25 protein-coding genes are annotated in these 25,359 nt (G+C 57.6%); 11 read left to right on the forward strand and 14 right to left on the reverse strand.

What is annotated here, in order from left to right; translation table 11 throughout:
- Positions 1 to 256 precede the first annotated feature (256 nt).
- The gene (locus ACESQ2_RS23680) at positions 257 to 979 is read left to right on the forward strand and encodes an ABC transporter ATP-binding protein (protein WP_014228488.1); all 723 of its coding nucleotides are present in this window, start codon (positions 257 to 259) and stop codon (positions 977 to 979) included.
- On the opposite strand, the gene bioD is transcribed toward ACESQ2_RS23680, so the two are convergent.
- From bioD to bioB, 4 genes are read right to left on the reverse strand one after another with little or no spacing between them, the layout of a single operon-like run.
- Positions 921 to 1,643 carry a dethiobiotin synthase gene (gene bioD / locus ACESQ2_RS23685; protein WP_373171420.1) on the reverse strand — a complete coding sequence of 241 codons (723 nt, stop codon included), beginning with the start codon at positions 1,641 to 1,643 and terminating at the stop codon, positions 921 to 923. The genes ACESQ2_RS23680 and bioD overlap by 59 nt on opposite strands.
- On the reverse strand, positions 1,636 to 2,391 hold the full coding sequence (gene bioC, locus ACESQ2_RS23690) for a malonyl-ACP O-methyltransferase BioC (protein WP_373171421.1): 756 nt from the start codon (positions 2,389 to 2,391) through the stop codon (positions 1,636 to 1,638). Before bioC ends, bioD begins: the two co-directional genes overlap by 8 nt.
- Positions 2,375 to 3,532, reverse strand: coding sequence for an 8-amino-7-oxononanoate synthase (bioF, locus tag ACESQ2_RS23695; protein ID WP_373171423.1), 1,158 nt, complete (start codon positions 3,530 to 3,532; stop codon positions 2,375 to 2,377). The genes bioC and bioF overlap by 17 nt, the downstream gene beginning before the upstream one ends.
- Positions 3,529 to 4,569: a biotin synthase BioB gene (bioB, locus tag ACESQ2_RS23700; RefSeq protein ID WP_049069245.1), complete on the reverse strand. Its 1,041-nt coding sequence runs from the start codon at positions 4,567 to 4,569 to the stop codon at positions 3,529 to 3,531. The genes bioF and bioB overlap by 4 nt, the downstream gene beginning before the upstream one ends.
- 85 nt (positions 4,570 to 4,654) lie before the next feature.
- Here bioB and bioA point away from each other — a divergent pair, with 85 nt between their 5' ends.
- Together bioA and ACESQ2_RS23710 are read left to right on the forward strand one after the other, a co-directional pair.
- Positions 4,655 to 5,944: an adenosylmethionine--8-amino-7-oxononanoate transaminase gene (gene bioA, locus ACESQ2_RS23705; RefSeq protein ID WP_014228483.1), complete on the forward strand. Its 1,290-nt coding sequence runs from the start codon at positions 4,655 to 4,657 to the stop codon at positions 5,942 to 5,944.
- Between the two features lie 69 nt (positions 5,945 to 6,013).
- Positions 6,014 to 6,490, forward strand: a complete 477-nt coding sequence (locus tag ACESQ2_RS23710; RefSeq protein ID WP_009653774.1) for a kinase inhibitor — start codon at positions 6,014 to 6,016, stop codon at positions 6,488 to 6,490.
- Positions 6,491 to 6,589: 99 nt separating this feature from the next.
- Here the strand turns inward: ACESQ2_RS23710 and ACESQ2_RS23715 are convergent, their stop codons facing one another.
- From ACESQ2_RS23715 to hutI, 5 genes are all read right to left on the reverse strand, one after another.
- On the reverse strand, positions 6,590 to 7,972 hold the full coding sequence (locus tag ACESQ2_RS23715; protein ID WP_373171424.1) for an amino acid permease: 1,383 nt from the start codon (positions 7,970 to 7,972) through the stop codon (positions 6,590 to 6,592).
- 112 nt (positions 7,973 to 8,084) lie between these two features.
- A complete protein-coding gene (gene hutH / locus ACESQ2_RS23720; RefSeq protein ID WP_046876452.1) occupies positions 8,085 to 9,608 on the reverse strand; it encodes a histidine ammonia-lyase in 1,524 nt (507 codons plus the stop codon).
- On the reverse strand, positions 9,605 to 11,293 hold the full coding sequence (gene hutU / locus ACESQ2_RS23725; protein WP_224260084.1) for a urocanate hydratase: 1,689 nt from the start codon (positions 11,291 to 11,293) through the stop codon (positions 9,605 to 9,607). The genes hutH and hutU overlap by 4 nt, the downstream gene beginning before the upstream one ends.
- 143 nt (positions 11,294 to 11,436) lie before the next feature.
- On the reverse strand, positions 11,437 to 12,162 hold the full coding sequence (locus ACESQ2_RS23730; protein ID WP_224260085.1) for a histidine utilization repressor: 726 nt from the start codon (positions 12,160 to 12,162) through the stop codon (positions 11,437 to 11,439).
- Positions 12,163 to 12,302: 140 nt separating this feature from the next.
- Entirely contained in the window at positions 12,303 to 13,520 is a 1,218-nt protein-coding gene (gene hutI, locus ACESQ2_RS23735; RefSeq protein ID WP_046876451.1) for an imidazolonepropionase, read from the reverse strand.
- Between the two features lie 229 nt (positions 13,521 to 13,749).
- On the opposite strand from hutI, the gene ACESQ2_RS23740 reads away from it, so the two are divergent.
- From ACESQ2_RS23740 to ACESQ2_RS23750, 3 genes are all read left to right on the forward strand, one after another.
- Positions 13,750 to 15,033: a putative acyl-CoA thioester hydrolase gene (locus ACESQ2_RS23740; protein ID WP_373171425.1), complete on the forward strand. Its 1,284-nt coding sequence runs from the start codon at positions 13,750 to 13,752 to the stop codon at positions 15,031 to 15,033.
- A gap of 413 nt (positions 15,034 to 15,446) precedes the next feature.
- Positions 15,447 to 15,665, forward strand: a complete 219-nt coding sequence (locus ACESQ2_RS23745; RefSeq protein ID WP_014228477.1) for a hypothetical protein — start codon at positions 15,447 to 15,449, stop codon at positions 15,663 to 15,665.
- A 58-nt stretch (positions 15,666 to 15,723) separates the two neighbouring features.
- Complete coding sequence (locus ACESQ2_RS23750) at positions 15,724 to 16,278, forward strand: LuxR C-terminal-related transcriptional regulator (protein ID WP_004849021.1); 555 nt, start codon at positions 15,724 to 15,726, stop codon at positions 16,276 to 16,278.
- A 94-nt stretch (positions 16,279 to 16,372) separates the two neighbouring features.
- On the opposite strand, the gene ACESQ2_RS23755 is transcribed toward ACESQ2_RS23750, so the two are convergent.
- Together ACESQ2_RS23755 and ACESQ2_RS23760 are read right to left on the reverse strand one after the other, a co-directional pair.
- Complete coding sequence (locus ACESQ2_RS23755; RefSeq protein WP_004849019.1) at positions 16,373 to 17,104, reverse strand: MerR family transcriptional regulator; 732 nt, start codon at positions 17,102 to 17,104, stop codon at positions 16,373 to 16,375.
- 189 nt (positions 17,105 to 17,293) lie between these two features.
- Positions 17,294 to 18,517, reverse strand: coding sequence for a diguanylate phosphodiesterase (locus ACESQ2_RS23760; protein WP_373171427.1), 1,224 nt, complete (start codon positions 18,515 to 18,517; stop codon positions 17,294 to 17,296).
- Between the two features lie 335 nt (positions 18,518 to 18,852).
- Between ACESQ2_RS23760 and ycgZ the strand changes: the two genes are divergently transcribed.
- From ycgZ to ACESQ2_RS23775, 3 genes are all read left to right on the forward strand, one after another.
- Entirely contained in the window at positions 18,853 to 19,095 is a 243-nt protein-coding gene (ycgZ, locus tag ACESQ2_RS23765) for a regulatory protein YcgZ (protein WP_004849015.1), read from the forward strand.
- Between the two features lie 121 nt (positions 19,096 to 19,216).
- Positions 19,217 to 19,540, forward strand: coding sequence for a hypothetical protein (locus ACESQ2_RS23770; RefSeq protein WP_046876449.1), 324 nt, complete (start codon positions 19,217 to 19,219; stop codon positions 19,538 to 19,540).
- A 54-nt stretch (positions 19,541 to 19,594) separates the two neighbouring features.
- The gene (locus ACESQ2_RS23775; protein WP_004849010.1) at positions 19,595 to 19,861 is read left to right on the forward strand and encodes a biofilm development regulator YmgB/AriR family protein; all 267 of its coding nucleotides are present in this window, start codon (positions 19,595 to 19,597) and stop codon (positions 19,859 to 19,861) included.
- A 243-nt stretch (positions 19,862 to 20,104) separates the two neighbouring features.
- Here ACESQ2_RS23775 and ACESQ2_RS23780 read toward each other — a convergent pair whose 3' ends face one another.
- Positions 20,105 to 21,595 carry a PLP-dependent aminotransferase family protein gene (locus tag ACESQ2_RS23780; RefSeq protein ID WP_373171428.1) on the reverse strand — a complete coding sequence of 497 codons (1,491 nt, stop codon included), beginning with the start codon at positions 21,593 to 21,595 and terminating at the stop codon, positions 20,105 to 20,107.
- Positions 21,596 to 21,728: 133 nt separating this feature from the next.
- Here ACESQ2_RS23780 and ACESQ2_RS23785 point away from each other — a divergent pair, with 133 nt between their 5' ends.
- Positions 21,729 to 22,205 (forward strand): GNAT family N-acetyltransferase, encoded by a 477-nt coding sequence (locus tag ACESQ2_RS23785; RefSeq protein ID WP_160742068.1) that lies wholly within the window; start codon positions 21,729 to 21,731, stop codon positions 22,203 to 22,205.
- Positions 22,206 to 22,262: 57 nt separating this feature from the next.
- On the opposite strand, the gene pgl is transcribed toward ACESQ2_RS23785, so the two are convergent.
- Positions 22,263 to 23,258, reverse strand: a complete 996-nt coding sequence (gene pgl, locus ACESQ2_RS23790) for a 6-phosphogluconolactonase (RefSeq protein ID WP_014228470.1) — start codon at positions 23,256 to 23,258, stop codon at positions 22,263 to 22,265.
- A 221-nt stretch (positions 23,259 to 23,479) separates the two neighbouring features.
- Here pgl and ACESQ2_RS23795 point away from each other — a divergent pair, with 221 nt between their 5' ends.
- Positions 23,480 to 24,298 carry a pyridoxal phosphatase gene (locus ACESQ2_RS23795; RefSeq protein WP_048261177.1) on the forward strand — a complete coding sequence of 273 codons (819 nt, stop codon included), beginning with the start codon at positions 23,480 to 23,482 and terminating at the stop codon, positions 24,296 to 24,298.
- On the opposite strand, the gene modC is transcribed toward ACESQ2_RS23795, so the two are convergent.
- Positions 24,299 to 25,357 (reverse strand): molybdenum ABC transporter ATP-binding protein ModC, encoded by a 1,059-nt coding sequence (gene modC / locus ACESQ2_RS23800; protein WP_038424230.1) that lies wholly within the window; start codon positions 25,355 to 25,357, stop codon positions 24,299 to 24,301.
- Between the last annotated feature and the right edge of the window lie 2 nt (positions 25,358 to 25,359).

Below are 25,359 nucleotides of genomic sequence, written 5' to 3' on the forward strand. Positions count from 1 at the left end.
ACCCGTCGCCCCGGCCAAACCCGCCGCGAAAAAAATTAATTGAATTTTTTTTGCTGTTTATTGGCGAAGAGTGGCTAGATTTTTTGTTATTTTTTGCACCACATTTCAGCGCGCGGGCACCGGGAAAGTGCAAGGTCGGTCCGCTTGTGCCCGGTCGCACCTGTATTGACCAGCAAATACCGAGAGTTCTTTTTCCTGGCAAGAGATTTGCAGAATCTTCTCGTCGCCTGCTATCCCAGGAAAGGAGAAAACGTCTATGTTGAGTCTACGCGCCGTGAACCACTATTACGGAAGCCAGCACACGCTGTGGAATGTTGACCTTGAGCTCAAACCCGGTAAATGCACTTGCGTCATGGGGCGCCAGGGAATGGGGAAAACCACGCTCGTCAACTGTATTACCGGTCATCTACCGGTGGCCAGCGGCACTATCACCTGGCAGGACGGAGGATCGGCGCCCTATGACCTGATGCCGCTCTCCGCGCAGTCGCGCAGCGCCATCGGCATTGGCTATGTACCGCAGGATAAACGGATTTTTTCGCAGCTGAGCGTGGAGGAAAATTTGCACATTGCCCTTGCGGCGGGCGGCGAACCGGCGTCAGCGGTCGCCGGAGAGATTTACGATCTGTTCCCCGAGCTGTACGCTCTGCGCCAAAGTAAAGGGATTACCCTGAGCGCCGACGATCAGTACCAGCTGGCGCTGGCCAGGGCGCTGATAACCCGTCCGCGCCTGCTGATCCTCGACGAACCTTCGCGCGGCGGCGGCCAGCGCTTCCTGCACAAGCTCGGGGATTTACTGATGCGCCTGAACCGCGATATTGGCCTGACGGTGCTGATCGCCGAACAGCACCTGCCGTTTATTCGTCGGGTGGCGGATCGTTTCTGTCTGCTGCACTGTGGACGCAGCGTAGCCCAGGGCGACGTTATCCAACTGGATGCCCCGCTGCTGGCGAAGTGGATGACGCCCGATCCAGCGCGCTGAGGTCGAGATACTGACCGAGATCCTCGCGCTGAGCCGCTTCCGCCAGCCACGGGATCTCGCCAAGAAACGGCGCGGGCAGCACGCGCTTCAGCGTTGCCAGATATTCAGGGTGGCGCCTGGCGGGCGGCTGGATATCGTTGGCTATCCAGCCCGCCAGCGGCAGCCCGGCCTGCAGCACCGCCTGAGCGGTGAGCATGGCATGGTTGATACACCCCAGCTTAACGCCGACCACTAAAATCACCGGCAGCCGCTCTTCCTCTACCCAATCGGCAAAGGTCAGCGTTTCTGACAGCGGCGTAAACCAGCCCCCCGCCCCTTCCACCAGTAGCCAGTCGGACAGCGCTTCCAGCTCGCGCAGGCCAGCAGAAATCGCGGCGGCGTCAATCGGCCTCCCTTCATCGGCGCTGATAATATGCGGTGACGTCGGTTCAGCAAAGGTGAACGGATTGACCTGCTCGTAGCGCAGCGCCACGCGGCTATTGCGCTGTAAAGCCAGCGCATCCTCATTACGTAATCCCTGGGCCGTATAGTCGCTGCCGGAAGCCACCGGTTTGTAGCCCGCGCTGTTAAATCCCTCGCGATTGGCCGCCTGCAGCAGCGCGCAGCTGGCGACGGTTTTCCCCACCTCGGTGTCGGTGCCGGTAACGAAGAAACGTTTAGTCACGTTCGATAACTCCTGTAAAAAGATGATACGTCAGCGGGCACTGGCCCTGCTGCTGCGGCCAGGCGAGCTGGAGCTGCCGCAGCTTGCCGCGGCTGAGCGGCGCAGGGCTGCGTCCGTGGTGCAAATGGGTCGCGCCAATGCCTTTAAGCGAGCGCATCGCGCCAAGCGCGTCGGGAAACGGCAGCGTGATGGCATGGACGTGGCCGCTGGCGCGGCGACCGGCCAGCGCCTGACGCACCGCCTGCTCGCTGAGAAAACGGTTGGCGTGCGGCCGCTCATCGATGGCTCGCCAGGCCTGATTAAGCTCAGGTAACGAACCTGACAGCAGCGTACTAAACGCCACGCGGCCGCCGGGCCGCACGACCCGGGACAGCTCATCAATGGCGGTCGCGAGATTGTCGCACCACTGAACCGCAAGGTTGCTCCACGCCAGATCAACGCAGCCGTCCGCCAGCGGCAGCGCTTCGATGTCGCCCTCGACGTAGCGGTGCGCGCAGTTTCCGCGGCGGGCCTCCGCCAGCATGTCGACGGAAAGATCCAGCGCCGTCACCCGGCTCCCTGCATCGCGCCAGAAGCGGCTTATGCTGCCGGGGCCGCAGCCCGCGTCCAGCACCTCAGGAAAGGTCCTGATATCGAGCTGTTCCAGCAGCAGAGAGGCGCTAAGACGCTGTAATTCATCGTGCTGAGCGTAATGTCCCGCCGCGCGGCCAAACGCCGCCGCGACGGCGCGCTTATTCACCGCCGTCATGCAGCACCTCCAGTAGGCGGGCGATATCGGCAGACTCGTGCGCGGCGGTCAGCGTCAGGCGCAGCCGCGCGCTGCCGACGGGGACCGTCGGCGGGCGAATGGCCGTCGCCCAGCAGCCTTCCTCACGCAGACGCGCCGCCAGCCGTAGCGCGCGGGCGTTGTCGCCGACGATCAGCGGTTGGATCGCGCTGCCGGAATCAGTGAGCTCACCGGGATAGTGGGACATTCCCCGGCGAAAGTCGGCGATATGGCCGGCCAGCGTTTCCCGCCGCTGTTGACCCTCGTCGCTGCGAACCACGGCCAGCGCGGCGCTCAGCGCCACCGCCTGCGCCGGCGGCATGGCGGTGCTGTAAATCAGATGGCGGGCAAACTGCAGCAGATAATCCGCCAGCGCCTCGCGGCACAGCACCGCCGCGCCGCTGACGCCAAACGCTTTACCGAAGGTGACGATAAGCAGATCCGGGCGTACCTGCTGCGCGTAGCAGCTGCCGCGCCCCTCTTCGCCGAGCGCGCCGATACCGTGCGCGTCGTCAACCAGCAGAAGCGCGCCGGCCGCCCGCGCCGCCTGAGAAACCTCAGCCAGCGGCGCGCTATCGCCGTCCATGCTAAAAATACCTTCGGTCACCACCAGCTGCTGGCCGGATAGCGGTTTCGCCAGCAAACCGTCAAGATGGCGGCTGTCGTTGTGCTGAAAACGCCGCAGCTGCGCCGGGCTAAGGCTGGCGGCTTCCAGCAGCGAAGCGTGGCTGAGACGGTCGGCGACAATCCGATCCTCTTTGCCCGCCAGCGCGGCAATCACCGCCTGATTCGCGGCAAAGCCGGAAATAAACAGCAGCGCGCGCGGAAAGCCCAGCCAGCCGGCCAGCTGCTCCTCCAGCGCGCGGTGCGCCTCGCTATAGCCGCTGACGTGGCCGGAGCCGCCGCTGCCGACGCCGTAGCGATCCGCGCCCTGCTGCCAGGCCTTGACGATAGCCGGATGCTGGCTGAGGCCAAGATAATCGTTGCTGGAAAAATTGAGCCAGCGCCGCCCTTCGCGGCTGAGCCAGCGTCCTGCGCCCAGCGTCACCGGCAGGCGACTGCGCAAGGCATCCGCCGCCTGCCGTTCCGCCAGCGCCAGCTCGATGCGGTGCTGCCAGCTCATAGCGCCGCCGCGTTGTAATATTCCTCGGTATCCGGGTTCATCAACGCCTGCTCCAGCCGCTGCTGCTGGGCGTTATCGCCTTCAAGTACCTCGGTCTGCTGCGGATTAATCCCCAGCTTGCGGAACAGCTGCAGGTCTTTGTCCTCTTCCGGGTTTGGCGTGGTCAGCAGCTTGCAGCCGTAGAAAATCGAGTTCGCCCCGGCCATAAAGCACATCGCCTGGGTCTGTTCGTTCATCTGTTCACGACCGGCGGAGAGGCGCACGTGCGAGGTCGGCATCATGATGCGCGCGATGGCGATAGTACGAATAAAATCAAAGGCGTCCACGTCGTCGTTATCCGCCAGCGGCGTGCCTTTGACCTTCACCAGCATGTTGATCGGCACGCTTTCCGGCGGCGTCGGCAGATTGGCCAGCTGTAGCAGCAGCCCGGCGCGGTCTTTGACCGTTTCCCCCAGCCCGACAATACCGCCGGAGCACACTTTAATTCCGGCATCGCGCACTTTATCGAGGGTATCGAGGCGCTCCTGGTAGGTGCGGGTGGTGATGATATTGCCGTAGAATTCCGGCGAGGTATCGAGATTGTGGTTGTAGTAATCCAGACCGGCGCCGGCCAGACGCTGGGCCTGGCTATCGTTGAGCGTGCCAAGGGTCATGCACGCTTCCAGCCCCAGCGCTTTCACCCCTTTCACCATCTGCTCAAGATACGGCATATCGCGATCGTTCGGATTCTTCCACGCCGCACCCATACAGAAGCGGGTTGAACCGGCTTGTTTCGCCTTTCGCGCCGACTCAAGCACCTGTTCAACCTCCATCAGGCGTTCGGATTCCAGACCGGTTTTATAGCGCGCGCTTTGCGGGCAGTATTTGCAGTCTTCCGGGCAGGCGCCGGTCTTAATCGACAGTAGCGTGCTGACCTGAACCTGGCGCGGGTCGAAGTGCTGGCGATGGATCTGTTGCGCTTCAAACAGCAGATCCAGAAATGGTTTATTAAATAACTCAGTGACTTGCGACAATGTCCAGCGGGGGTGGTGAGCCATTAGCCTCTCCAAAGGGTTTTGTTAATTGTTGGTTCGGTTTATACTCGTAAACCTAAATGTTTTCAAAATGGTTTACAAGTCGATTATGACAACGGACGATCTCGCTTTCGATCGGCGCCACATCTGGCACCCTTACACTTCAATGACTTCGCCGCTGCCGGTCTATCCGGTCGTGGCCGCCCACGGCTGTGAGCTGACCCTCGCCGACGGCGGGCAGCTGGTTGACGGCATGTCGTCCTGGTGGGCGGCCATTCATGGCTATAATCACCCGCGCCTGAACGCGGCGATGAAAGCGCAGATTGACCAGATGTCGCACGTCATGTTCGGTGGGATTACCCACCCTTCCGCGGTCGCCCTGTGCCGCCAGCTGGTGGCGATGACCCCGGAAAGCCTCGAATGCGTGTTCCTCGCCGATTCCGGCTCCGTCGCCGTCGAAGTGGCGATGAAAATGGCGCTGCAGTACTGGCAGGCGAAAGGCGACCCGCGCCAGCGCTTTCTCACCTTCCGCAACGGCTATCACGGCGATACCTTCGGCGCGATGTCGGTCTGCGATCCGACGAACTCAATGCACAGCCTGTGGCAGGGCTATCTGCCGGATAACCTCTTCGCCCCGGCGCCGCAGAGCCGCTTCGACGGCGACTGGGATGAGCGGGATATGGTGCCGTTCGCACGTCTGATGGCCGCCCACCGCCATGAAATCGCCGCGGTGATCCTCGAGCCGATTGTTCAGGGCGCGGGCGGAATGCGGATGTACCACCCCGAGTGGCTCAGGCGGATCCGCAGGATGTGCGATCGCGAGGGTATCCTGCTGATCGCCGATGAGATCGCCACCGGCTTTGGTCGAACCGGTAAGCTGTTCGCCTGCGAGCACGCGGGGATTGCGGCGGATATTCTGTGCCTCGGCAAAGCGCTGACCGGCGGCACCATGACCCTCTCCGCCACCCTCACCACCCGTCAGGTGGCAGAAACTATCAGCGACGGGGAAGCCGGCTGCTTTATGCACGGCCCGACCTTTATGGGCAACCCGCTGGCCTGCGCGGCGGCGACCGAGAGCCTGCGCCTGCTGGAAAGCGGCGAATGGCAGCAGCAGGTGGCAGCCATTGAAGCGCAGCTCAGCGCCGAGCTGGCGCCGGCGCGCGAATCCGCGCAGGTTGCCGATGTGCGGGTGCTGGGAGCGATTGGCGTGATCGAGACGCATCGGCCGGTGAATATGGCCGCCCTGCAGCGCTTTTTCGTCGAACAAGGCGTGTGGATCCGCCCGTTCGGTCGCCTGATTTACCTGATGCCGCCGTACATCATTACGCCGGAGCAGCTGAGCCGCCTGACGCGGGCGGTAAACGCCGCGGTTCAGGAAGAAACATTTTTTAGCGAATAAGCGACGGTAATGGCGCCTCTCTCGCGCTACACTTTCTGGCTAATCAGCGGATGACTACGAGGAGAGACGATGAAATTAATCAGTCATGATTTACAGGATGGTGAGAAGCTGCCCAATCGTCATGTCTTTAACGGCATGGGCTACGATGGCGATAATATCTCGCCGCATCTGGCGTGGGACGATGTGCCGGCCGGAACCAAAAGCTTTGTGGTGACCTGCTTCGATCCCGATGCGCCAACCGGCTCCGGCTGGTGGCACTGGCTGGTGGCCAATCTTCCGGCCGATACCCGCGTGTTACCGCAGGGAGCCGGCTCCGGACAGGCGGAACTGCCCGAAGAAGCGATTCAGACCCGTACCGATTTTGGCCAGGCCGGATACGGCGGCGCGGCGCCGCCAAAAGGCGAGACCCATCGCTATATCTTTACCGTCCACGCGCTGGACGTCGAAAAAATTGCGGTCGATGAGGGCGCGAGCGGCGCGATGGTCGGCTTTAACGTCCATTTCCACAGCCTCGGCAGCGCGTCGATTACCGCCCTGTTTAGCTAATCCCCGGATGGCGGCGTTAACGCCTTATCCGGGCTACAGGTGAGTGCGATTGGGTAGCCCGGGTAAGGCGTCAGCCGCAACCCGGGTAAACCAAAACAATCACGACTCCGTCACCGCCTGCACGGCGTTTTTGCGCACCCGCGCAAACCACACCGCCGTCAGCAGCCCGAGCCATACCAGACCGGCGATAAGCGCAATCCGCGTCTCCTCCACCATCCCCAGCACCGCGATGACCAGTCCCATAAACAGCAGCGTCAGCAGCGGCGCCACCGGCCAGAACGGCACCGGGAACGCGATATTGCCGCGCTCTTCAGCGGACAGGCCGCGACGCATCGCAAAGTGGGCCAGCAGGATCATCAGCCAGACCCACACCGTCGCGAAGGCCGCCAGCGAGGCAATCAGCACAAACACCTGCTCCGGCATCAGGTAGTTCAGCACCACCGCCGCCAGCAGCGCCACGCCCATCACCACCACCGTCATCCACGGCACCCCGTTGCTGGCGATGCGCTGGAAGCTCTTCGGCGCCAGCCCCTCTTTCGCCATGCCGTACATCATGCGCCCCGCGCCAAAAATATCGCTGTTAATCGCCGAAATACTGGCGCTGATCACGATGATATTCAGGATGGTGGCCGCCGCCGGAATCCCCAGACCATCAAAAATCAGCACGAACGGACTGCCCCGCTCGCCGAAGCTGTTCCACGGGAAAATCGCCATCAGAATCGCCAGGGTGCAGACATAGAACAGCACGATTCGCAGCGGGATAGTATTGATCGCCTGCGGGATTACCTTCTGCGGATTCTTCGCTTCCGCCGCGGTCACGCCGATAATCTCGACGCCGCCAAAGGCAAACATCACGATACCGAGCGAGGCTATAATCCCCTCCCAGCCGTTAGGGGCAAAGCCGCCGTGGCTCCACAAATTCTCCAGCCCGGTTGCCGGAAAGGCGTTACCGAATCCAAAGAAAATGATGCTGCCGCCCGCCACAATCATGGCAATAATCGCCACCACTTTGATCAGCGACAGCCAGAACTCCAGCTCGCCGAAAACGCGCACGCTGCACAGGTTCATGGCGCCGATAAAAAAGATAATGCTCAGCACCCAGATCCAGCGGGGAACATCGGGATACCACAGCCCCATATAGATGCCGAACGCGGTAACGTCCGCGAGGGCGACGATCACCATCTCAAAGGTGTAGGTCCAGCCGGTAATAAAACCCGCCAGCGGGCCAAGATACTGGCGCGCGTAGCTGCTGAAGGAGCCGGAAACGGGGTTGCGTACCGCCATTTCCCCCAGCGCCCGCATCACGATAAACACCGCCGCGCCGCCGATCAGATAGGCCAGCAGTACCGCCGGGCCCGCGGCCTTGATCGCCGATGCCGAGCCGTAGAACAGCCCGGTACCGATGGCGGAGCCGAGGGCGATAAAACGAATGTGCCGGGCATTCAGCCCGCGCAGCAGGTGTGGCTTGTTTTGTTGTTGCATATGCAAGTGTCCTGATAGTTTTTATACGACGACAAATATGCGTGTAGGATGGCCGGGAGGAAGAGATCCTCCCGGCGCAGGTACAGAGAACAGCGATGGTTTAGCGTTGGTCTCAGAGCACGGCAGGCAGCAGCCGCGTCAGATGACGCGCCGCCAGGAGCGCAATGGCGTTTTCGATGTCCGGGGCGAAGAAGCGGTCCTCGGTGTAATGGGTCACCCGTTCGCGCAGCAGGTGGCGTGCCTTTTCCAGCAGCGGGCTGCTGCTCAGGCCTTCGCGCATATCCAGACCCTGCACGGCGGCCAGCCACTCCACGGCCAGTACGCCGCGGGTATTTTCCGCCATCGCCCACAGGCGGCGGCCGGCGGCCGGGGCCATCGAGACGTGGTCTTCCTGGTTAGCGGAGGTCGGCAGACTGTCCACGCTGTGCGGGTGCGACAGCGCTTTGTTCTCGCTGGCCAGCGCCGCCGCCGTCACCTGGGCAATCATAAAGCCGGAGTTGACGCCGCCGTTTTTGACCAGGAAAGGGGGCAGCTGCGACATATGGCTGTCCATCATCAGCGCGATACGGCGCTCCGACAGCGATCCGATTTCGGCAATCGCCAGCGCGATATTATCCGCCGCCATCGCCACCGGTTCGGCGTGGAAGTTACCGCCGGAAATCACGTCGTTCTCGCTGGCGAACACCAGCGGGTTATCGGATACCGCGTTGGCTTCAACCAGCAGCACTTCCGCCGCCTGGCGAAGCTGGGTCAGGCAGGCACCCATCACCTGCGGCTGACAGCGCAGAGAGTACGGGTCCTGCACCTTGGTGCAGTTATGGTGCGACTGGGAAATCGCGCTGTCGTCGGTCAGCAGATGGCGATAGAGCGCCGCGGCGTCAATCTGCCCGCGCTGACCGCGCGCTTCGTGAATGCGCGGATCAAACGGACGACGCGAACCGAGCGCCGCTTCGGTGGTTAACGACCCGCAAACTACCGCGGAAGCGAACAGGTCTTCGGCTTCGAACAGGCCGCGCAGGGCAAACGCCGTCGACGCCTGCGTGCCGTTGAGCAGCGCCAGCCCCTCTTTCGCCGCCAGAGTAATCGGCTCAAGCCCCGCCTGACGCAGCGCTTCCGTCGCCGGCAGCCACTCCCCGCCGCGCACGCGCGCTTTCCCTTCGCCAAGCAGGGTTAAAGACATATGCGCCAGCGGCGCGAGGTCGCCGGAGGCGCCGACCGATCCCTTCGCCGGGATCCACGGCGTCACGCCCGCGTTGACCAGGCCAATCAGCGCCTGAATCACGCTCAGGCGAATGCCGGAAAAGCCGCGCGACAGGCTGTTAATTTTCAGCACCATAATCAGACGCGCGAGGTCATCATCCAGCGGTTCGCCAATCCCCGCCGCGTGCGACAGCACCAGCGATCGCTGAAGGTTTTCCAGATCTTCGGTTGAGATGCGCGTCTGCGCCAGCAGGCCAAAACCGGTGTTGATACCGTAGGCGGTGCGGCCTTCCGCCAGAATCGCGTTGACGCAGGCAACGCTGCCATCAATCGCCGCGAACGCGCTTTCGTCTAGCGTAATGTTCAGCGGCTGGCTGTAGACGTCGCGCAGCTGCGACAGGCTGAGTTGACCCGGAATCAGTGTTAAAGCGTTCATTTAGCGTGCCCCTGCGTTGCTGCCACCATCGGAAGATTCAAACCTTGTTCTGTCGCGCACTCAATCGCGATATCGTAGCCCGCGTCGGCATGACGCATCACGCCGGTCGCCGGGTCGTTGTGCAGGACGCGGGCAATGCGCGCCGCCGCTTCATCGGTACCGTCGCAGACGATAACCATGCCGGAGTGCTGCGAAAAGCCCATCCCGACGCCGCCGCCGTGATGCAGCGACACCCAGGTCGCCCCGCTGGCGGTATTCAGTAAGGCGTTGAGCAGCGGCCAGTCGGAGACGGCGTCGGAACCATCGCGCATCGCTTCCGTCTCGCGGTTCGGGCTGGCGACGGAGCCGGAGTCAAGATGGTCGCGGCCAATGACGATCGGCGCGGAGACTTCGCCGCTGCGGACCATTTCGTTAAACGCCAGCCCCAGCTTCTGCCGCCATTCGAGGCCTACCCAGCAGATACGCGCCGGTAGTCCCTGGAAACTGATACGCTCGCGGGCCATATCCAGCCAGTGATGCAGGTGCTTATCGTCTTTAACGATCTCTTTCACTTTCGCGTCGGTTTTATAGATGTCCTGCGGGTCGCCGGACAGGGCAACCCAGCGGAACGGGCCGATGCCGCGGCAGAATAGCGGGCGGATATAGGCGGGAACGAAGCCAGGGAAAGCAAACGCGTTGCCAACGCCCATCTCCTGGGCCATCTGGCGAATGTTGTTGCCGTAGTCAAACGTCGGCACGCCCATTTCGTGGAATGCCAACATCGCCTGCACGTGGTCGGCCATTGCGCGTTTCGCCGCCAGGATAGTGCCCTGCGGGTCCGACTCGGCTTTAGCCTGGTACTCTTCCCAGCTCCAGCCTTTCGGCAGATAGCCGTGCAGCGGGTCGTGGGCGCTGGTCTGATCGGTCACCATATCCGGGCGCACGCCGCGTTTGACCATTTCCGGCACGATCTCTGCCGCGTTGCCGCACAGGGCGATAGAGATCGCCCGGCCTTCGGCGGTATATTTTTTGATGCGCGCCAGCGCGTCATCCAGCGACGTCGCCTGTTCATCAACGTAGCGGGTACGCAGGCGGAAATCGATGCGGCTCTGCTGGCATTCGATATTCAACGAGCATGCGCCCGCTAAGGTCGCGGCCAGCGGCTGCGCGCCGCCCATGCCGCCCAGACCGGCGGTCAACACCCAGCGCCCCTTCAGGCTGCCCTGGTAGTGCTGGCGGCCTGCCTCAACGAAGGTTTCATAGGTGCCCTGCACGATGCCCTGGCTGCCAATGTAGATCCAGCTGCCGGCGGTCATCTGGCCGTACATCGCCAGCCCTTTGGCATCCAGCTCGTTAAAGTGTTCCCAGGTTGCCCAGTGCGGCACCAGGTTAGAGTTGGCGATCAGCACCCGCGGCGAGTTTTCATGGGTTTTGAATACGCCCACCGGCTTACCGGACTGCACCAGCAGCGTTTCGTCGCTCTCCAGGTTTTTCAGCGCCTTCACGATAGCGTCATAGCATTCCCAGTTGCGCGCCGCGCGTCCGATGCCGCCATACACCACCAGCTCATGCGGGTTTTCGGCGACATCCGTGTCGAGGTTATTCATGAGCATACGCAGCGGAGCTTCGGTCAGCCAGCTCTTCGCATTTAACGTTGTGCCACGCGGTGCACGTACGTCCTGCTGGCGGTATTTGCTTTGCGACATCGGGGGGTTCTCCTGACAATTAACGTTGTGTACGTAGATACATATACTTGTCTATACAAGCATACGCAAGCCAGGATTTAACACAAAAGATACATTTTTGTTATATTGCGTCAGCAATCACGTTTTGCCGACGCGCAGGAAGATCAGGAACCAAAATGGCCCTGCAGACGGTAGCGGCTGCCGGGGAAAAGCAGGCGCGCGTGGGAAACGATATGGGTGGTGGACCAGGTGCGGCGGCGGATCAGCAGACACGGGTCGTGCGCGTGAATACGCAGCAGCGCGCACTCCTCCGCCGTTGCCTGCACCGCTTCAACAATGTGCTCCCCTTCGGTCAGAGGGGCGATCAGCGACAGATAGTCGTGGGGCGTGGTCGCGGTATAGTCCTGATGCAGATAGTCCGGCACCACGGAGGCGTTGACGCAGCGGTCCTCAATCTGTACCGGGACCTCATTTTCAAAATGCACCATCAGCGAATGGAAAATCCGCGTACCGGCGGCCACGTTGAGCGCCGCGGCCTGAATCAGATCCGCCTGCGTTTCCTCCAGCAGCACCACCTCGCAGCGGTGCTGATGATGACGAGAGGTAATTTCCTCCGCGATGCTGCGCACTTCAAACAGCGCCGACTGCCCTTTCGGCTCCGCGACAAACGTCCCCACCCCCTGTAATCGCACCAGCCGGCCTTCATCGGTCAGCTCGCGCAGCGCCCGATTGATGGTCATCCGGCTAAAGCCAAACTGCGCCACCAGCTCCGCCTCCGAAGGAATGCGATCGTGCGAACGCCAGACGCCGCTGTGGATCTTTTCGCTAATAGCCTGTTTCACCTTTTCATAGAAAGGCGCAGGCGCGGAACGAGGTTGCGATGAGAACATGGCCGGGCTTCCTTGTGCGAATGGGCGGCGAAACGTCCAGAATATACTGAATCGCTACTGCCACCAATGGGCGATTTGCCGCGCCTCCGCGCTGTCGTCGCGTCCCTGCCAAATCCCGGCGGCCGTCGGTTGTCATAGCTTCACGCGATTTCTCCTCGCACCACGCGCTGCCAGAGCGGGCTGCGCCCCGGCTCGTAAACCATCTCAACCGGATGCTCCGCGTCCCAGATAGCAAAATCAGCAACGAAGCCCGGCGCCAGCTGACCGTGGCTCGCCTGGCGGCCCAGCGCCTGCGCCGCATGACGGGTTACGCCTGCCCACGCCTCCTCCGGCGTTAAGCCAAATTTCACGCAGGCCATATTCATCGCCAGATGCAGGCTGGCGAAGGGGCTGGTGCCGGGGTTGTAGTCCGTCGCCACCGCCATCGGAACCTGATATTCGCGCAGCAGTTCAACCGGCGGCCTGCGGGTTTCGTTAAGGAAATAGAACGCGCCGGGCAGGAGCACCGCCACGGTGCCGCTGCGGCTCATCGCCGCCACGCCCTCTGGGGTCAGGTATTCAATATGGTCGGCGGACAGGCCTTTATAGCGGCTCACTAATTCGGCGCCGCCCAGCGAAGAGAGCTGCTCAACGTGACCTTTTACCGGGATACCTAATGCCTGGGCCGTACTGTAAACCCGTTCAGTCTGCGCGGGGGTAAAGCCGACGTTTTCGCAGAAGGCATCGACGCTTTCAAATAGCCCCTCTTCCCACAGCGTGGGCAGAATGGTTTCGCATACCAGATTGATATAGCCGTCCGGGTCGCCTTTATATTCCGGCGGCGTGGCGTGGGCGGAGAGTAGCGTGGGGGAAATCTCAACGGTATGCGTTGCGGCAAGCTGTTGTATAACCCGCAGCATTTTACGTTCGTTTGCGAGATCCAGCCCGTAGCCGGACTTGATCTCCAGGGTGGTGACCCCTTCGCGCAGCAGACGTGCCAGCCGCTGCCGGGCCAGCGCCAGCAGCTCCGTTTCGCTGCTTTCCCGGGTGGCGCGCACGGTCGCGTTAATGCCGCCGCCGTTGGCGCTAATGGTCTGGTAGGAGACGCCGTTGAGGCGCTGCTCCCACTCCTGCGCCCGGCTGCCGCCGAAGACCAGGTGCGTGTGGCAATCAATCAGCCCCGGCGTGAGCAGCCTGCCGCCGAGGTCAATACTCTGCCCTGCGGGCGCCTCGCTTTCGGGCACAATGGCTTCAATGCGTCCATCGCGCACCAGCAGCGCATGATGCTCCACGAGTCCATACGGCTGAGAGAAACGCGGATCGAGCGTGGCCAGACGGACGTTTCGCCAGATTAGGCGTTCGGAAGGTGTGTGTGTCATAGCGGTCAACTTGTCATGGGTTGTATAGACATTTATTTTGATTCCGCGAGAAATGTCAACTCAGCCCCGGCAAATGTTATTTATTTGTGATCAAAAGCGGCTCGTTTCCGGCTCTTATTATGTAAAGAAGCAACTTTTTTGCGCTACGTCTTCCCGTTTCGCTTAAGTTGGTATAAAACAGCAGGCTTTAAAGGACCTATACCCTTAATTTATTCTTGCCCGGAGCAACATGAACACATATTCCGTTTCCCGCCTGGCGCTGGCGCTGGCCTTTGGCGTGACGTTGTCCGCCTGTAGTTCGACGCCCGCCGATCAACAGCCCTCAACGCAAACAGCGCCGGGCACGGCCTCTCGTCCAGTTTTAACCGCCGATGAGGCGAAAAACTTCTTACCGGCGAGCTATTTCCAGTCTCTCGATCCTAACGCCGCGGCGTGGAGCCCGTCCGCCATCAGCCTCCCGGCGCAGCCGGATTTTGTCGTGGGTCCTGCGGGTACCCAGGGGGTAACCCACACCACGATTCAGGCCGCGGTGGATGCAGCGATTACCCGCCACTCCAATCGTCGTCAGTTTATCGCCATCATGCCGGGCGAATACGCGGGCACCGTATACGTTCCGGCGGCGCCTGGCGCGCTGACCCTGTACGGCACCGGTGAGAAGCCGATTGATGTAAAAATCAGCGCAGCGATTGATTCAGGGATGGATCCGGTCTCCTGGCGTCACCAGGTTAATCCGGGCGGCAAATATATGCCGGGCAAACCGGCCTGGTATATGTACGACAGCTGCCAGAGCAGACGTGCCGCCACCGTTGGCGTGATGTGCTCAGCGGTATTCTGGTCGCAGAATAACGATCTCCAGCTACAGAACCTGACTATCGCCAACAACCTCGGCGACAGCGTAGACGCGGGCACCCATCAGGCCGTGGCGCTGCGTAGCGATGGCGATCGGGTGCAGATTAACAAGGTGAATATCCTCGGTCGCCAGAACACCTTTTTCGTGACCAACAGCGGCGTACAAAACCGCCTGCAGGATAACCGTCAGACCCGAACCCTGGTCAGCAACAGCTATATTGAAGGCGACGTCGATATCGTTTCCGGTCGTGGGGCAGTCGTGTTCGACAATACCGACTTCCGCGTGGTCAACTCGCGCACCCAGAAAGAGGGCTACGTCTTTGCGCCAGCGACCCTGAAGAGCGTGACCTACGGCTTCCTGGCGATTAACAGCCGCTTTACCGCTTCCGCCGATAACGTCGCGCAACTGGGCCGCTCTCTGGACGTTGACGGTAATACCAATGGCCAGGTCGTTATTCGCGATAGCGTCATTAATGAAGGCTTTAATATTGCCAAACCGTGGGCTGATGCCGTCGGTTCAAACCGTCCGTTTAGCGGCAACACCGGTACTGCGGATGCCAAAGGCAACCCGCAGCGTAACCTGAATGACGCTAACTTCAACCGCATGTGGGAATACAACAACCGCGGCGTGGGAAGCTTTGTCGTCGCTGAACCGAAGCAGTAACGCTTACGCCAAAAGGGGGAAGCTATTCCCCCTTTGTCTCTTTCTCTTCCCGCTGTGCCCTTCCCGCTTCTTCACCGCTATCCCCTCATCCTGTAGGTTATCCCTGTACAGACGCCGTTCTGTACAAGTTTTTCACATTATCTTTACAAAAAATAACCCTACAAAACAATATCTTATGAGTCAATGTTAAAAAAACCAACTAAATGTACAAAATTAATTCGGAAAAATTGTACATCCTGAAGATCGTGACTATAGTTATTACGTAAGTTTTAAATTCTGCATTACAGCATTCTTATGATTTAAAAAAATGCACACCATTTCCTTTGAAATGGTGAAGAACCGTAGAGCAAAGATGATTTTTATCCCGCATCTTTGTTTGTTGATTTATTGTCTAACATAACCCGAGATATACCATGCAGATTAAAAATACTATTCCTGCAGAGTTTATTTCTAACTCTGCTTTGCTGAAAAATATCGAACACATGGTGCAGACCCAGACGGAGAGCGAAGCCGTTAGCCATGAGCGTTTAATCGTTGAGGTTCAGCGGCGCCTGAATCTCGAGAAAAATGAAATACTCGCCGATTTATATATCCAAACGCTGCATGTGCTACGTGGTAAAAACCATCACTAAGCATGATATGTGATTTGTTAAATTAAGCCATTATTAACACTTCTACCTCGGAGGACAAATGAATAACGACAAGCAAGGTCACTTTTTTAATCATTACGATCTTTGGATTAACAATAACCTTCTTCGTCAAGGATTACAGCTTGTACTCGATTCATTATCACCAGGCTGTTTTCATGGAAAATATGTCTTTTTCACCAGCGATAACTATTATGCGGTGCTTAATCATCATTACGATCGCAAAAGAGTTCGTTTTGTCCTGCTCACCGACGGTAATGATTTGAACTTCCTGAGCGAAATACCAATGTACAGAATCCCGGCGCGCTCAACGCCCGCTGAGATAAAATCGTTTATTCTCCGCCCCACCTTGTTCGGTAAGAAGCCGGACCGGGAATCTGAAAGTATCGTTTTTACCAATCGCGAAAAAGAAGTGATTCGCCTGATGAACGATGGTGAAGCGATGGCAAATATAGGGAAGTCGCTGAATTTACATATTAAAACAATTTATCAAATTCGCCTGACCTTAATCAAAAAGCTCGGCTGCTCGGGTCGGACAGATTTTTTTAATATTAGCCGCAGCGAAACGTTTAAAGCCTGGACCCAGCTCAATTTCTGATAATTTACCTGCCAGCGCATGTTGCCATGCTTCAGGAAGACAAGCGGCGGAATAATATCTCTAAAAATGTTCCGCTGCTAACCCTCTAAGACGCTTACTCTCCGTGAAACTCAATGGTGAAGCCCTGGCTTTGCCAGTGGCTAAGTAATTCTGCCTGCAAGGGGGTCAGCGCGCGGCCGGTCCAGACAAAAATGTGCTGACCAGGAAACAGTTCCGGGCGAGGAGAATCCAGCGGCTCCGCCAGCACGTTGACGTGCCAGGCGCGCTGCGATAAACGCCACGCTTCCAGCCACAGACGGGTACGGTCTTCATTACCCCACCCCACCAACAGCGTCTCTTTCCCCACCTTTTTGCGCGATTCCGCAAGAATGGACGCTACGCAATCAATCAGGATACCGTCCAGCATACTGATAATCGCCATGGAGGTGTTCGGATCGAGATTGAGCTTACTGCGGACGGGGACAAAGAGCCGGTCAATCAGTTTATCTACGGGATATTCATGGCTGAGGGACATGATGCGGGTGCGTAATTTTGAGGGCTGGACACCTCGCAGAAGCGTCATCATCTCTTCCTGGAGCAGGATGGCAGCGTCTTGCGTTTCAGGCTGATGGCCTTCCAGAAGCGCCTTAACCTTGCCCACGGAGACCCCGCGATCGATCCAGCGTTTGATTTCCTCAATGCGCTGAACGTCCTCCTCGTCAAACTGGCGGTGTCCTCCCTCGCTTCTCTGCGGCTTTAGCAAACCATATCTTCGCTGCCATGCACGCAAAGTCACGGGGTTGATTCCGCAACGTTCGGCAACTTCACCGATGCTGTAATATGCCATTAGCGCCCTCTAACCTGATAATACTTTACCGACTAAATTAACGAATTTAGCCTGGTTGTACAATTAACTTTTCTTGTACAGCTAAAATAAACAGGTCGGGCGCCGATATACTGGGCAAAAAAACAGGGCTTATTTTACCGTTATGCACCGCTTTTTAACCGACACGCTGCGCTGAGCCGGGGTCAAAATTTAAAGAAGCTCACACGCTACTTTTTTCTCTGGCCATGCTACCGGCGGAATGCCTCCCAGACACGGACTGGCAAATAAATTTCCCTGGAAATGCGTAATCCCCGCTGACTCCAGCCACATCCACTCCTCCGCCTGCTCGATACCCACCGCTGAAATGGCGATTTCCAGGGAATGACAGCATTTAATAATCGCCTGAACGATTGCCTGTTTTGGGCCGTGCTTATGGATATCTTTGACCAGCTGGCGATTAATCTTGATGCGGTCCGGCTGAAACTGAGCCAGCAGCAATAGCCCGGCAAACCCGGCGCCAAAATGATCGATAGCCACGCGAATTCCCGCAGACTTGAGCTTACGCACGGAATCGGTGAATTCATCAAGACGGGAAATGGCTTCGCTTTCGGTAAATTCCACAATAATTTGCTCAGGGATCAAACCGCTGGCTTCAATTTCCGCTAACAGAAATTCGACAGCGTTGGGAACATTCACCAGCGTCATGGGCAGCAGATTAATCGACAACGTGCGTCCACGAAGTTGCAAAAGTCCCGCCATGGCGAAGGCAATGCGCTTGCTGTGGAGATCCGTCCAGTAGATTTCCTCTCGCGAAAGTCCGTCAAAATAGACCGCTGGCGAATCACCGGAAGTCGTGCGCAGCAGCGCTTCGTAGGAGACGACTTCTTTGGCAAACGGATCGATGACCGGCTGAAAAGCAAAGCTGCATTCGGCCTCTTGCAGCGGAGTTTCAGGGTAGCAGGCAGCGTCTTCTATCACAAACTCCCAGCTTTCAGCCGCAGGAATTTCGTAATAGTTTTCCTTTTCCGTGGCTTCGACGAAGGTACGGAAAAAATGGAGCGCTCTGTCGTCATAGGTGAGCTGATATTTTGTGGTCCCTTTATCCAGCACAGCCTGCAGCACTTCCTCGCGGTCAAACTCTCGTAAATCAAAGAGTTCCATGCCAATTTTACCAAAGCGCCGCATCGGTCCATGATCCCTGAGCAGCTCCACGAGGTTATGGTGCCGCGGGTCTGCGCAGATAAGGCGGTAAATTTCCTCTACCTTCTCTTCAGGTCCTTCTAATAGCTGAAAAAAGTGGGTGCCGTTAAAAAGCAGAATACCCGACACGTTTTCCTGACTATTTTTGACATTTGCTTCAGCAACCATGCTTTCGAGCGATTTAATTGACACGTTGTCGCAGATGTGGCTGCGATAAATAATGGTAGTGAGCATGAAGTTTCCGACAGAAGAGATGAAAGCTAATAAGATATTACAGTAGCAGGTCTACCCGCATAAGTCCTGTAAAAGCGCCCGAGTCATTAACAAATAAATCACATTAACACCCTCTTTTCGCTGGCGTTCTTGCCTTCCTGTATACCTGTACAATTCGTACATCTCCACTCGATGTTTACCTTAAGATTTGTACAATTTTAAAACCATATAAATCAATGCCTTATAAAAAACATTAAGAAAATTAACATATTTTTTCCATTTTCTATGTACAAGTTGATAAACATTGTATAACTTTAATCGCAACTTCACTGATAATTGAACTTACAGGAGCACATATGCAGCAGAACGGTTACATTCCTGACACGGCTAACGCTATTGCCCACTACTTCAATAAAGCGTCGTTACCTTCGCAGCAGGAGACGTTAGGGCAGATTGTAATGGATATCCTTAATGAAGGACGCAACCTGAATCGCAAATCCCTGTGTACGAAACTGCTGGGTCGCCTTGAAGTGGCTTCAGAACCTGAAGAAGAAAACCATTATCAAACGTTGATTGGTCTCTTGTTTGAGCATCAGTGATAAAAGTGGCTTCAGCTATCTGGTGATTTAAGTCGTTACTGAATGAGGAAATATAAGGGATGGGCCAGTATCTGACACGGATTACCGGCTTGCTACTAAATTCCCAGTCAAGGAGATGACAATGATCAGAGATACCGTTATGAATCGCAATGATTATGATCCACTAACCGATTTATTGATTGGAGAGGCTGTCCTCTCTCTACTCAAAAATAAGGGGCCTATTAGTAAACAAGCACTGATCGGGAAACTCCAGGCCATGCAGTCTGGGGAACAGGATAAAAAACGGCGGAATGCAATTGGGCGTATTATCGATGAAATCAGTAATATGGTAGCTCGCCGTGGAAAAAACAATACCGTGGGTACTTCAGGCGCTAAGCATAATTGGGATGAGCCGAATTCATTATTAGGCTCTCCTCAGCAGCCAGGTACGAATAAAATACACTGACCACTACTGGTCTAATGTTTAACTTACAAAGTAGAGAATATGATGAGACAGACTATGCATCAGCAACCGGATATTTACGCAGGCCTGAACGATACCGCACTCTCTGAATATTTCCGCAACGCAGGCGACAGACTGATCGATGAATCAGCGGTGATGTCGCTGGCTATCAGCAGCATCCTTGAGTCTGAGGGTCACCTCAGCAACAAGGCGATTATTTTATGGTTAATTACGGCGCTGGAAACCACCAGCGATGTCGTAACTGCAGACGTTATCCGCAAAACCCTGGAAATCGTCGTCAGCTACACCATGGATGATATCTGATTTATTAACCGGCTGTAATTAAACAGGGAAGTCACATATCGCTAAGCGAATGGTTATATTATTACAGAAGCCGTGGATATACTTTAAATCCAGGCGCGGTATCTCTCTTTTTAAAACGCTGCCCCTGTTGTCAGATGAATAATCAGGACGGGGCAGGTTTTCCAAAAAGATAATCATTGTCTGCAATATAATCCGGCAATGAATGCCATTAATCCCCTGCAAAATATTTCCCGTATTGCTGAGCTAAAACATCGCAGCCAGGCGGCGAATTCCCTCGGTCAACACCGCTGGGGTATGGTTTGCAAAACCGAATAAAACGCCCTCGCGCGACATCGGCCGCTGACAATAGCGCTCAAACGTCTGCACGCCGAAACCTTGCTGGCGCGCCTTAGCGACGACCTCTTCTGCCTTTAAACCCGCTGATAGCCAGCAGACTATGTGAATACCCGAATCCGTTGGATGTACGACCATGCGCCCGGCAAAGTAGCGTGCAATAGCCGCCTCCAGCGCACTTTTTCGCTCAAAACAGGCTTTGCGAATACGACGGACGTGGCTGGCATAGTGCCCCTCGCTGATGAAACGGGCCAGGACGGCCTGTTCGAGATATCCACTACAGAGATCGGTGTAATATTTCGTCATGGCAAACTGTTCACGCAAATGCTCGGGGACCACTAAAAAGCCCAGCCGGAACTCCGGATACATCATCTTAGAAAATGTGCCCGCGTAGATGACCCGCTGATGATTATCTAACCCCTGCAACGCCTGCAGAGAGCGGGCGGCATAGCGGAATTCGCTATTGTAATCGTCTTCAAATATCCACGCCCGATGGGCTTCCGCCCATTCCAGTAAGGCGAGCCTTCTGGGCAGGCTAAGCGTTCCACTGAGCGGGAACTGGTGCGACGGCGCGGTATAGACCAGCTTAGCTTGCGGGTAATGGCGAATGCCATCCTGAATATCCATGCCCTCCTCGTCAACCCGAACGGGCCGGACCACCGCCCCCCTGGCGGCGAATGCGCCGCGGGCGCCGTTGTATCCGGGATCGTCGAGCCAGACTTCATCGCCCTTTTCCAGTAAAGCCTGAGCGGTGATGGAAAGCGCTTGCTGAATACCGTTGACAATGATCACCCGATCTTCGTGGCAATTGACGCCGCGCGTCGCCTGAATATAGCGACTAATCGCCTGAATATAGCGACTAATCGCCTGGCGTAGAGGTTGATATCCATAGGGCGTGGCGTGCGCTCCCAGCTCACGACGCGATTGCCGCCAGACGCGCCCCAGCAGCCGCCCCCATAAAGCATGAGGGAAGAGATCGGTACAGCCGATACCGACGGCAAAAACCTGACGCATTTCGCCGCTGTCCTCTCTTTCTGACCATGATGAAACCAGTGCGGCGACATCAGGATTAAGCGGCCCTGCGGCGGCTATTGCCGTTTCGGGCGGCGTCGACGCGTCATACTCGCTAATGAGGTTATCCGGGATATGCTCGCAGACAAAGGTGCCCGCCCCCTTGCGCGTGACGAGGTACCCCTCATCCATCAGACGGTCAAAACCGGCAATAACCGAGTTTCGCGAGATCGCCATCATCTCAGCCAGCGCCCGGCTGGAGGGGATTTTTGAACCCGCCGACAATCGGCCATCCAGAATCGCCTGACGCAGGGCGTGGTAGACCTGATCTTTAATCACGCCGCGGGCTAATAACAGTTCCTGAAACAGAGGGGCAATGGGTTTTGGCATGAGCGGCAGCGGGCATCGACGGCATAAAAGTGGATCCTATAAATATACAGAAAGTGTCACTTTTTAGGAACCAGAACAGCACCTACCATAGCGCCAGGTCAAACCACCCGGTTGATAAAAGTAAGGAACAGCCATGAATAGCCACAAAACCGACGTTAACCTCGCGCAGGTAACCCTCCAACCCGCGGCTGAAAGCGACTTTGCCCAGTGGCTGCCGCTGTGGAAAAGCTACCAGACGTTCTATCGCGTCGACATCCCGGAAACCATCACGCAGCTCACCTGGAAGCGCTTTTTCCATCCCGCCGAGCCGATGTTTTGCGCAGTGGCAAAACAGGAAGGCAGGATAGTGGGTTTCGTGCATTATCTCTTCCACCGCTCCACCTGGGCCGAAAGCGACTACTGCTACCTGGAGGACCTCTTCGTTGACCCGGCCGTTCGCGGTCAGCATATCGGCAAACAGCTGATTGAGTATGTTCAGCTGCAGGCGCGCAAACGTCACGCAGCCAGCCTGTACTGGCACACGCATGAGACCAACCTTCGGGGCCAGCGTCTGTATAACTGGGTCGCGGAGAAAAGCGGCATGATTGAATATCGTATGCGGGTGAAGTAGCCCTGCGCAGGCGTAAAAAAACCTCGCCGCGGCGAGGTTTCGTCACTGACAGAGAACTTAGCGAGCGTTGACCACGACCCACATCGGGCCCTGGCCTACGGCATAGCGCCCTTTTTCCTGGAGCAGCCCCTGCTCACCTTTGATTTCATACACCGCGATATGATGCGATTTCTGACCGGCGGCAATCAGATATTTGCCGCTATGATCGAGGTTAAAGCCGCGCGGCTGGGTCTCGGTATTCTGATAGCCTTCGATGGACAGCACGCTGCCGTCTTCCGAGACGCTGAAGATAGTGATAATGCTGGCGGTACGATCGCAGGCGTAGAGATGACGGCCATCCGGGGTCAGATGGATATCCGCCGCCCAGCGCACGCCGGCAAAATCAGGCGGCATCATGTCCAGCGTCTGCACGCATTCGATTTTTCCGTACGGATCTTTCAGCTCCCAGACGTCTACGGAGCTGTTCAGTTCGTTGACGCAGTAGCCGTATTGCTGATTCGGATGGAACACCATGTGACGCGGGCCCGCGCCTTCAACGGTGGTCACTTCAGCCGGCTCCTGCTCTGCGAGGAAACCGTCGTCGCTCAGGGTAAACAGGCAGATACGATCCTGCTTCAGCGCCGGTACCCACAGGGTGCGATTATCCGGAGAGATATTTGCCGAGTGGCAGCCTTCCAGACCTTCAACCACCGCCACCGCTTCTCGCGGCAGGCCGTCCACCAGCGGCGTAACGCTCACGCAGCCCGCGTTATAGGAAGCGCTGAACACAAAGCGCCCCTGACGATCGGTAGAAATATGCGTTGGGCTACCCGGCAGCGCGGCTTCGCCAGCGAAAGTCAGGGCGCCATTATCGGGCGCAATGCGGTAGGCCAGTACGCGAAACTCCGGACGCACGCCGACGTAGAGAAACTCTTTGTTCGGGCTCACCACCATCGGCTGCACCTGGCCCGGGGCATCAACAACCTGCACCAGGGTCAGTTTCCCCTCAAGATCCAGATCCCAGACGTGAATCTGCTGGCTTTCCGGGCTGGCGGTATAAACGGTTTGTTTCATGAATACTCCTTCCTCACTGCACGTGGAAATTTCATTTTTCAGACTAACGACACCCTGAAAAACACAATATGCATACACAACGCTCTTCAGGTTGCCTCCTGGCAGCCTGAAAGATCAAGTGTATCGGCTCTTTAGCGGTAGATGCTGAAAAGTTTGCCGGAATGGCACAGCGGTGTACCATCATAGCCTGCTAACTTTTCATCATTAACCGGAAACAACCCATGACCTCACGCGTGATTGCCCTCGATTTAGACGGCACGCTCTTAACCGGCAAAAAGACCATCCTCCCCGCCTCGCTCGATGCGCTGGCTCGCGCCAAAGACGCGGGATATCAGATCATCGTCGTCACCGGCCGACATCACGTCGCTATCCATCCTTTTTATCAGGCGCTGGCGCTGGATACACCTGCAATTTGCTGCAATGGCACTTATTTGTATGATTATCATGCAAAAAAGGTGCTTGAATCCGACCCGATGCCGGTAGATAAAGCCCTGAGCCTGACGGAAATGCTGAACGAGCATGATATTCACGGCCTGATGTACGTCGATGACGCCATGCTGTACGAGCAGCCGACCGGGCACGTTATCCGCACCGCCAGCTGGGCGCAATCGCTCCCCGTCGAGCAGCGTCCGGTATTCACTCAGGTCGATTCTCTGGCGCAGGCGGCCCGGGAAGTTAACGCCGTGTGGAAATTCGCCCTGACCGATGAAGATACCGCCAAACTGCAGCGCTTTGCCCAACACGTTGGCCAGACGCTGGGTCTGGAGTGCGAATGGTCGTGGCACGATCAGGTGGACATTGCCCGGGAAGGCAACAGCAAAGGCAAACGCCTGGCGCAGTGGGTCGCGTCGCAGGGCCTGGCGATGCAGGATGTTATCGCCTTCGGCGACAACTATAACGACCTCAGCATGCTGGAAGCCGCCGGTACCGGCGTGGCGATGGGCAACGCGGTGGAAGAGGTCAAAGCGCGCGCCAACGTGGTGATCGGTGAAAACGAAACCACCAGCATCGCCGACTACATCTATCGCCACCTGCTGTAATCAGGCGGCTATCGACACGCTTTTTATCTGCGCATACAGCCGCTGGCCCGGGGTCACCCCCAGCTCATCGCGAGCCCAGGGGCTGATGCGCGCCCACAGGGTACGACCGCTTATCTCCAGCCTGACCTCAACCTGCCCATGACTTTCAATACACTGCATGACCTGCGCGGGTAAAATATTGCGGATACTGGTTTGCTGAGCGGGCTGCAGTACCAGAGAAACGTCCGAGGCCTGAATGCGGATCCGCGCGCTTTCGCCCTGCGGCCTGTCAAGACGGTTAACCCATATCTGCCGATCCCCCAGCGCCAGCGCGGTCATGGCATACTGCGGATGCTGAGCGGCAACGGTCACGTTCAGGATCGTGCTTTGCTGCTCCTGGGGAAGCCAGGGGTGCATCACGCTGCTGCTCCACACCTCTTCCAGACAGCCAAAGGCTTTCACTTTCCCCTCTTCCAGCACCAGCACGTTATCCGCCAGATGCTGGATTTCATCCAGAGAGTGGCTAACGTACAGCATCGGGATCTTGATTTCACGCGCCAGACGCTGCAGATAGGGCAACAGCTCGCGCTTGCGCGGAATATCCAGCGATGCCAGCGGCTCATCCAGCAGCAGCAGCTCCGGCGCGGTAAGCAGCGCCCGGCCAATCGCCACCCGCTGCTTCTCCCCACCGGAGAGGCCGCCCGGCAGGCGGTCAAGCAGCGGCGCAATGCCGAGCAGCGCCACCAGCTTGTCAAACTGCGCCGCCATAGACTTTGCCATGCCATATTGCAGATTGCCGCGCACTTTATAGTGCGGAAACAGGCGCGCGTCCTGAAAAACGTAGCCAATGCGGCGCTTTTCCGGCGCCAGGCAGATACCTTTATCAACGTCGTTCAGCACCCTGCCGTTGAGGACGATGCGCCCCTGCTGCGGGCGCGTCAGGCCGCTAATGGCGTTAATCAGCGAGGTTTTACCCGCGCCGGAGACGCCGAACACCGCCGTAATGCCGCTGGCGGGAAGCGTCTCGCGAATTTGCAGACAGTGGGTACCCAGCGTCTGGGTAAAATCGAGCTCAAGCATGT

It is taken from the genome of Klebsiella sp. Q11 (genome assembly GCF_964241505.1).
Lineage (GTDB): Bacteria > Pseudomonadota > Gammaproteobacteria > Enterobacterales > Enterobacteriaceae > Klebsiella > Klebsiella michiganensis.

Excerpts from the sequence above, each read along its gene's own strand:
- ACESQ2_RS23715 (WP_373171424.1), bottom strand. The coding sequence starts at position 7,972 with ATGCAACAACAAAACAAGCCACACCTGCTGCGCGGGCTGAATGCCCGG.
- ACESQ2_RS23760 (WP_373171427.1), bottom strand. The coding sequence starts at position 18,517 with ATGCTCACTACCATTATTTATCGCAGCCACATCTGCGACAACGTGTCA.
- bioA (WP_014228483.1), top strand. The coding sequence starts at position 4,655 with ATGACAACGGACGATCTCGCTTTCGATCGGCGCCACATCTGGCACCCT.
- ACESQ2_RS23740 (WP_373171425.1), top strand. The coding sequence starts at position 13,750 with ATGAACACATATTCCGTTTCCCGCCTGGCGCTGGCGCTGGCCTTTGGC.
- hutH (WP_046876452.1), bottom strand. The coding sequence starts at position 9,608 with ATGAACGCTTTAACACTGATTCCGGGTCAACTCAGCCTGTCGCAGCTG.
- bioB (WP_049069245.1), bottom strand. The coding sequence starts at position 4,569 with ATGGCTCACCACCCCCGCTGGACATTGTCGCAAGTCACTGAGTTATTT.
- ACESQ2_RS23680 (WP_014228488.1), top strand. The coding sequence starts at position 257 with ATGTTGAGTCTACGCGCCGTGAACCACTATTACGGAAGCCAGCACACG.
- ACESQ2_RS23710 (WP_009653774.1), top strand. The coding sequence starts at position 6,014 with ATGAAATTAATCAGTCATGATTTACAGGATGGTGAGAAGCTGCCCAAT.
- ACESQ2_RS23780 (WP_373171428.1), bottom strand. The coding sequence starts at position 21,595 with ATGCCAAAACCCATTGCCCCTCTGTTTCAGGAACTGTTATTAGCCCGC.
- modC (WP_038424230.1), bottom strand. The coding sequence starts at position 25,357 with ATGCTTGAGCTCGATTTTACCCAGACGCTGGGTACCCACTGTCTGCAA.
- hutI (WP_046876451.1), bottom strand. The coding sequence starts at position 13,520 with ATGACACACACACCTTCCGAACGCCTAATCTGGCGAAACGTCCGTCTG.
- ACESQ2_RS23730 (WP_224260085.1), bottom strand. The coding sequence starts at position 12,162 with ATGTTCTCATCGCAACCTCGTTCCGCGCCTGCGCCTTTCTATGAAAAG.
- bioF (WP_373171423.1), bottom strand. The coding sequence starts at position 3,532 with ATGAGCTGGCAGCACCGCATCGAGCTGGCGCTGGCGGAACGGCAGGCG.
- pgl (WP_014228470.1), bottom strand. The coding sequence starts at position 23,258 with ATGAAACAAACCGTTTATACCGCCAGCCCGGAAAGCCAGCAGATTCAC.
- ACESQ2_RS23775 (WP_004849010.1), top strand. The coding sequence starts at position 19,595 with ATGCATCAGCAACCGGATATTTACGCAGGCCTGAACGATACCGCACTC.
- hutU (WP_224260084.1), bottom strand. The coding sequence starts at position 11,293 with ATGTCGCAAAGCAAATACCGCCAGCAGGACGTACGTGCACCGCGTGGC.
- ACESQ2_RS23785 (WP_160742068.1), top strand. The coding sequence starts at position 21,729 with ATGAATAGCCACAAAACCGACGTTAACCTCGCGCAGGTAACCCTCCAA.
- ACESQ2_RS23795 (WP_048261177.1), top strand. The coding sequence starts at position 23,480 with ATGACCTCACGCGTGATTGCCCTCGATTTAGACGGCACGCTCTTAACC.
- ACESQ2_RS23770 (WP_046876449.1), top strand. The coding sequence starts at position 19,217 with ATGATCAGAGATACCGTTATGAATCGCAATGATTATGATCCACTAACC.
- ACESQ2_RS23750 (WP_004849021.1), top strand. The coding sequence starts at position 15,724 with ATGAATAACGACAAGCAAGGTCACTTTTTTAATCATTACGATCTTTGG.
- ACESQ2_RS23745 (WP_014228477.1), top strand. The coding sequence starts at position 15,447 with ATGCAGATTAAAAATACTATTCCTGCAGAGTTTATTTCTAACTCTGCT.
- ycgZ (WP_004849015.1), top strand. The coding sequence starts at position 18,853 with ATGCAGCAGAACGGTTACATTCCTGACACGGCTAACGCTATTGCCCAC.
- ACESQ2_RS23755 (WP_004849019.1), bottom strand. The coding sequence starts at position 17,104 with ATGGCATATTACAGCATCGGTGAAGTTGCCGAACGTTGCGGAATCAAC.
- bioC (WP_373171421.1), bottom strand. The coding sequence starts at position 2,391 with ATGACGGCGGTGAATAAGCGCGCCGTCGCGGCGGCGTTTGGCCGCGCG.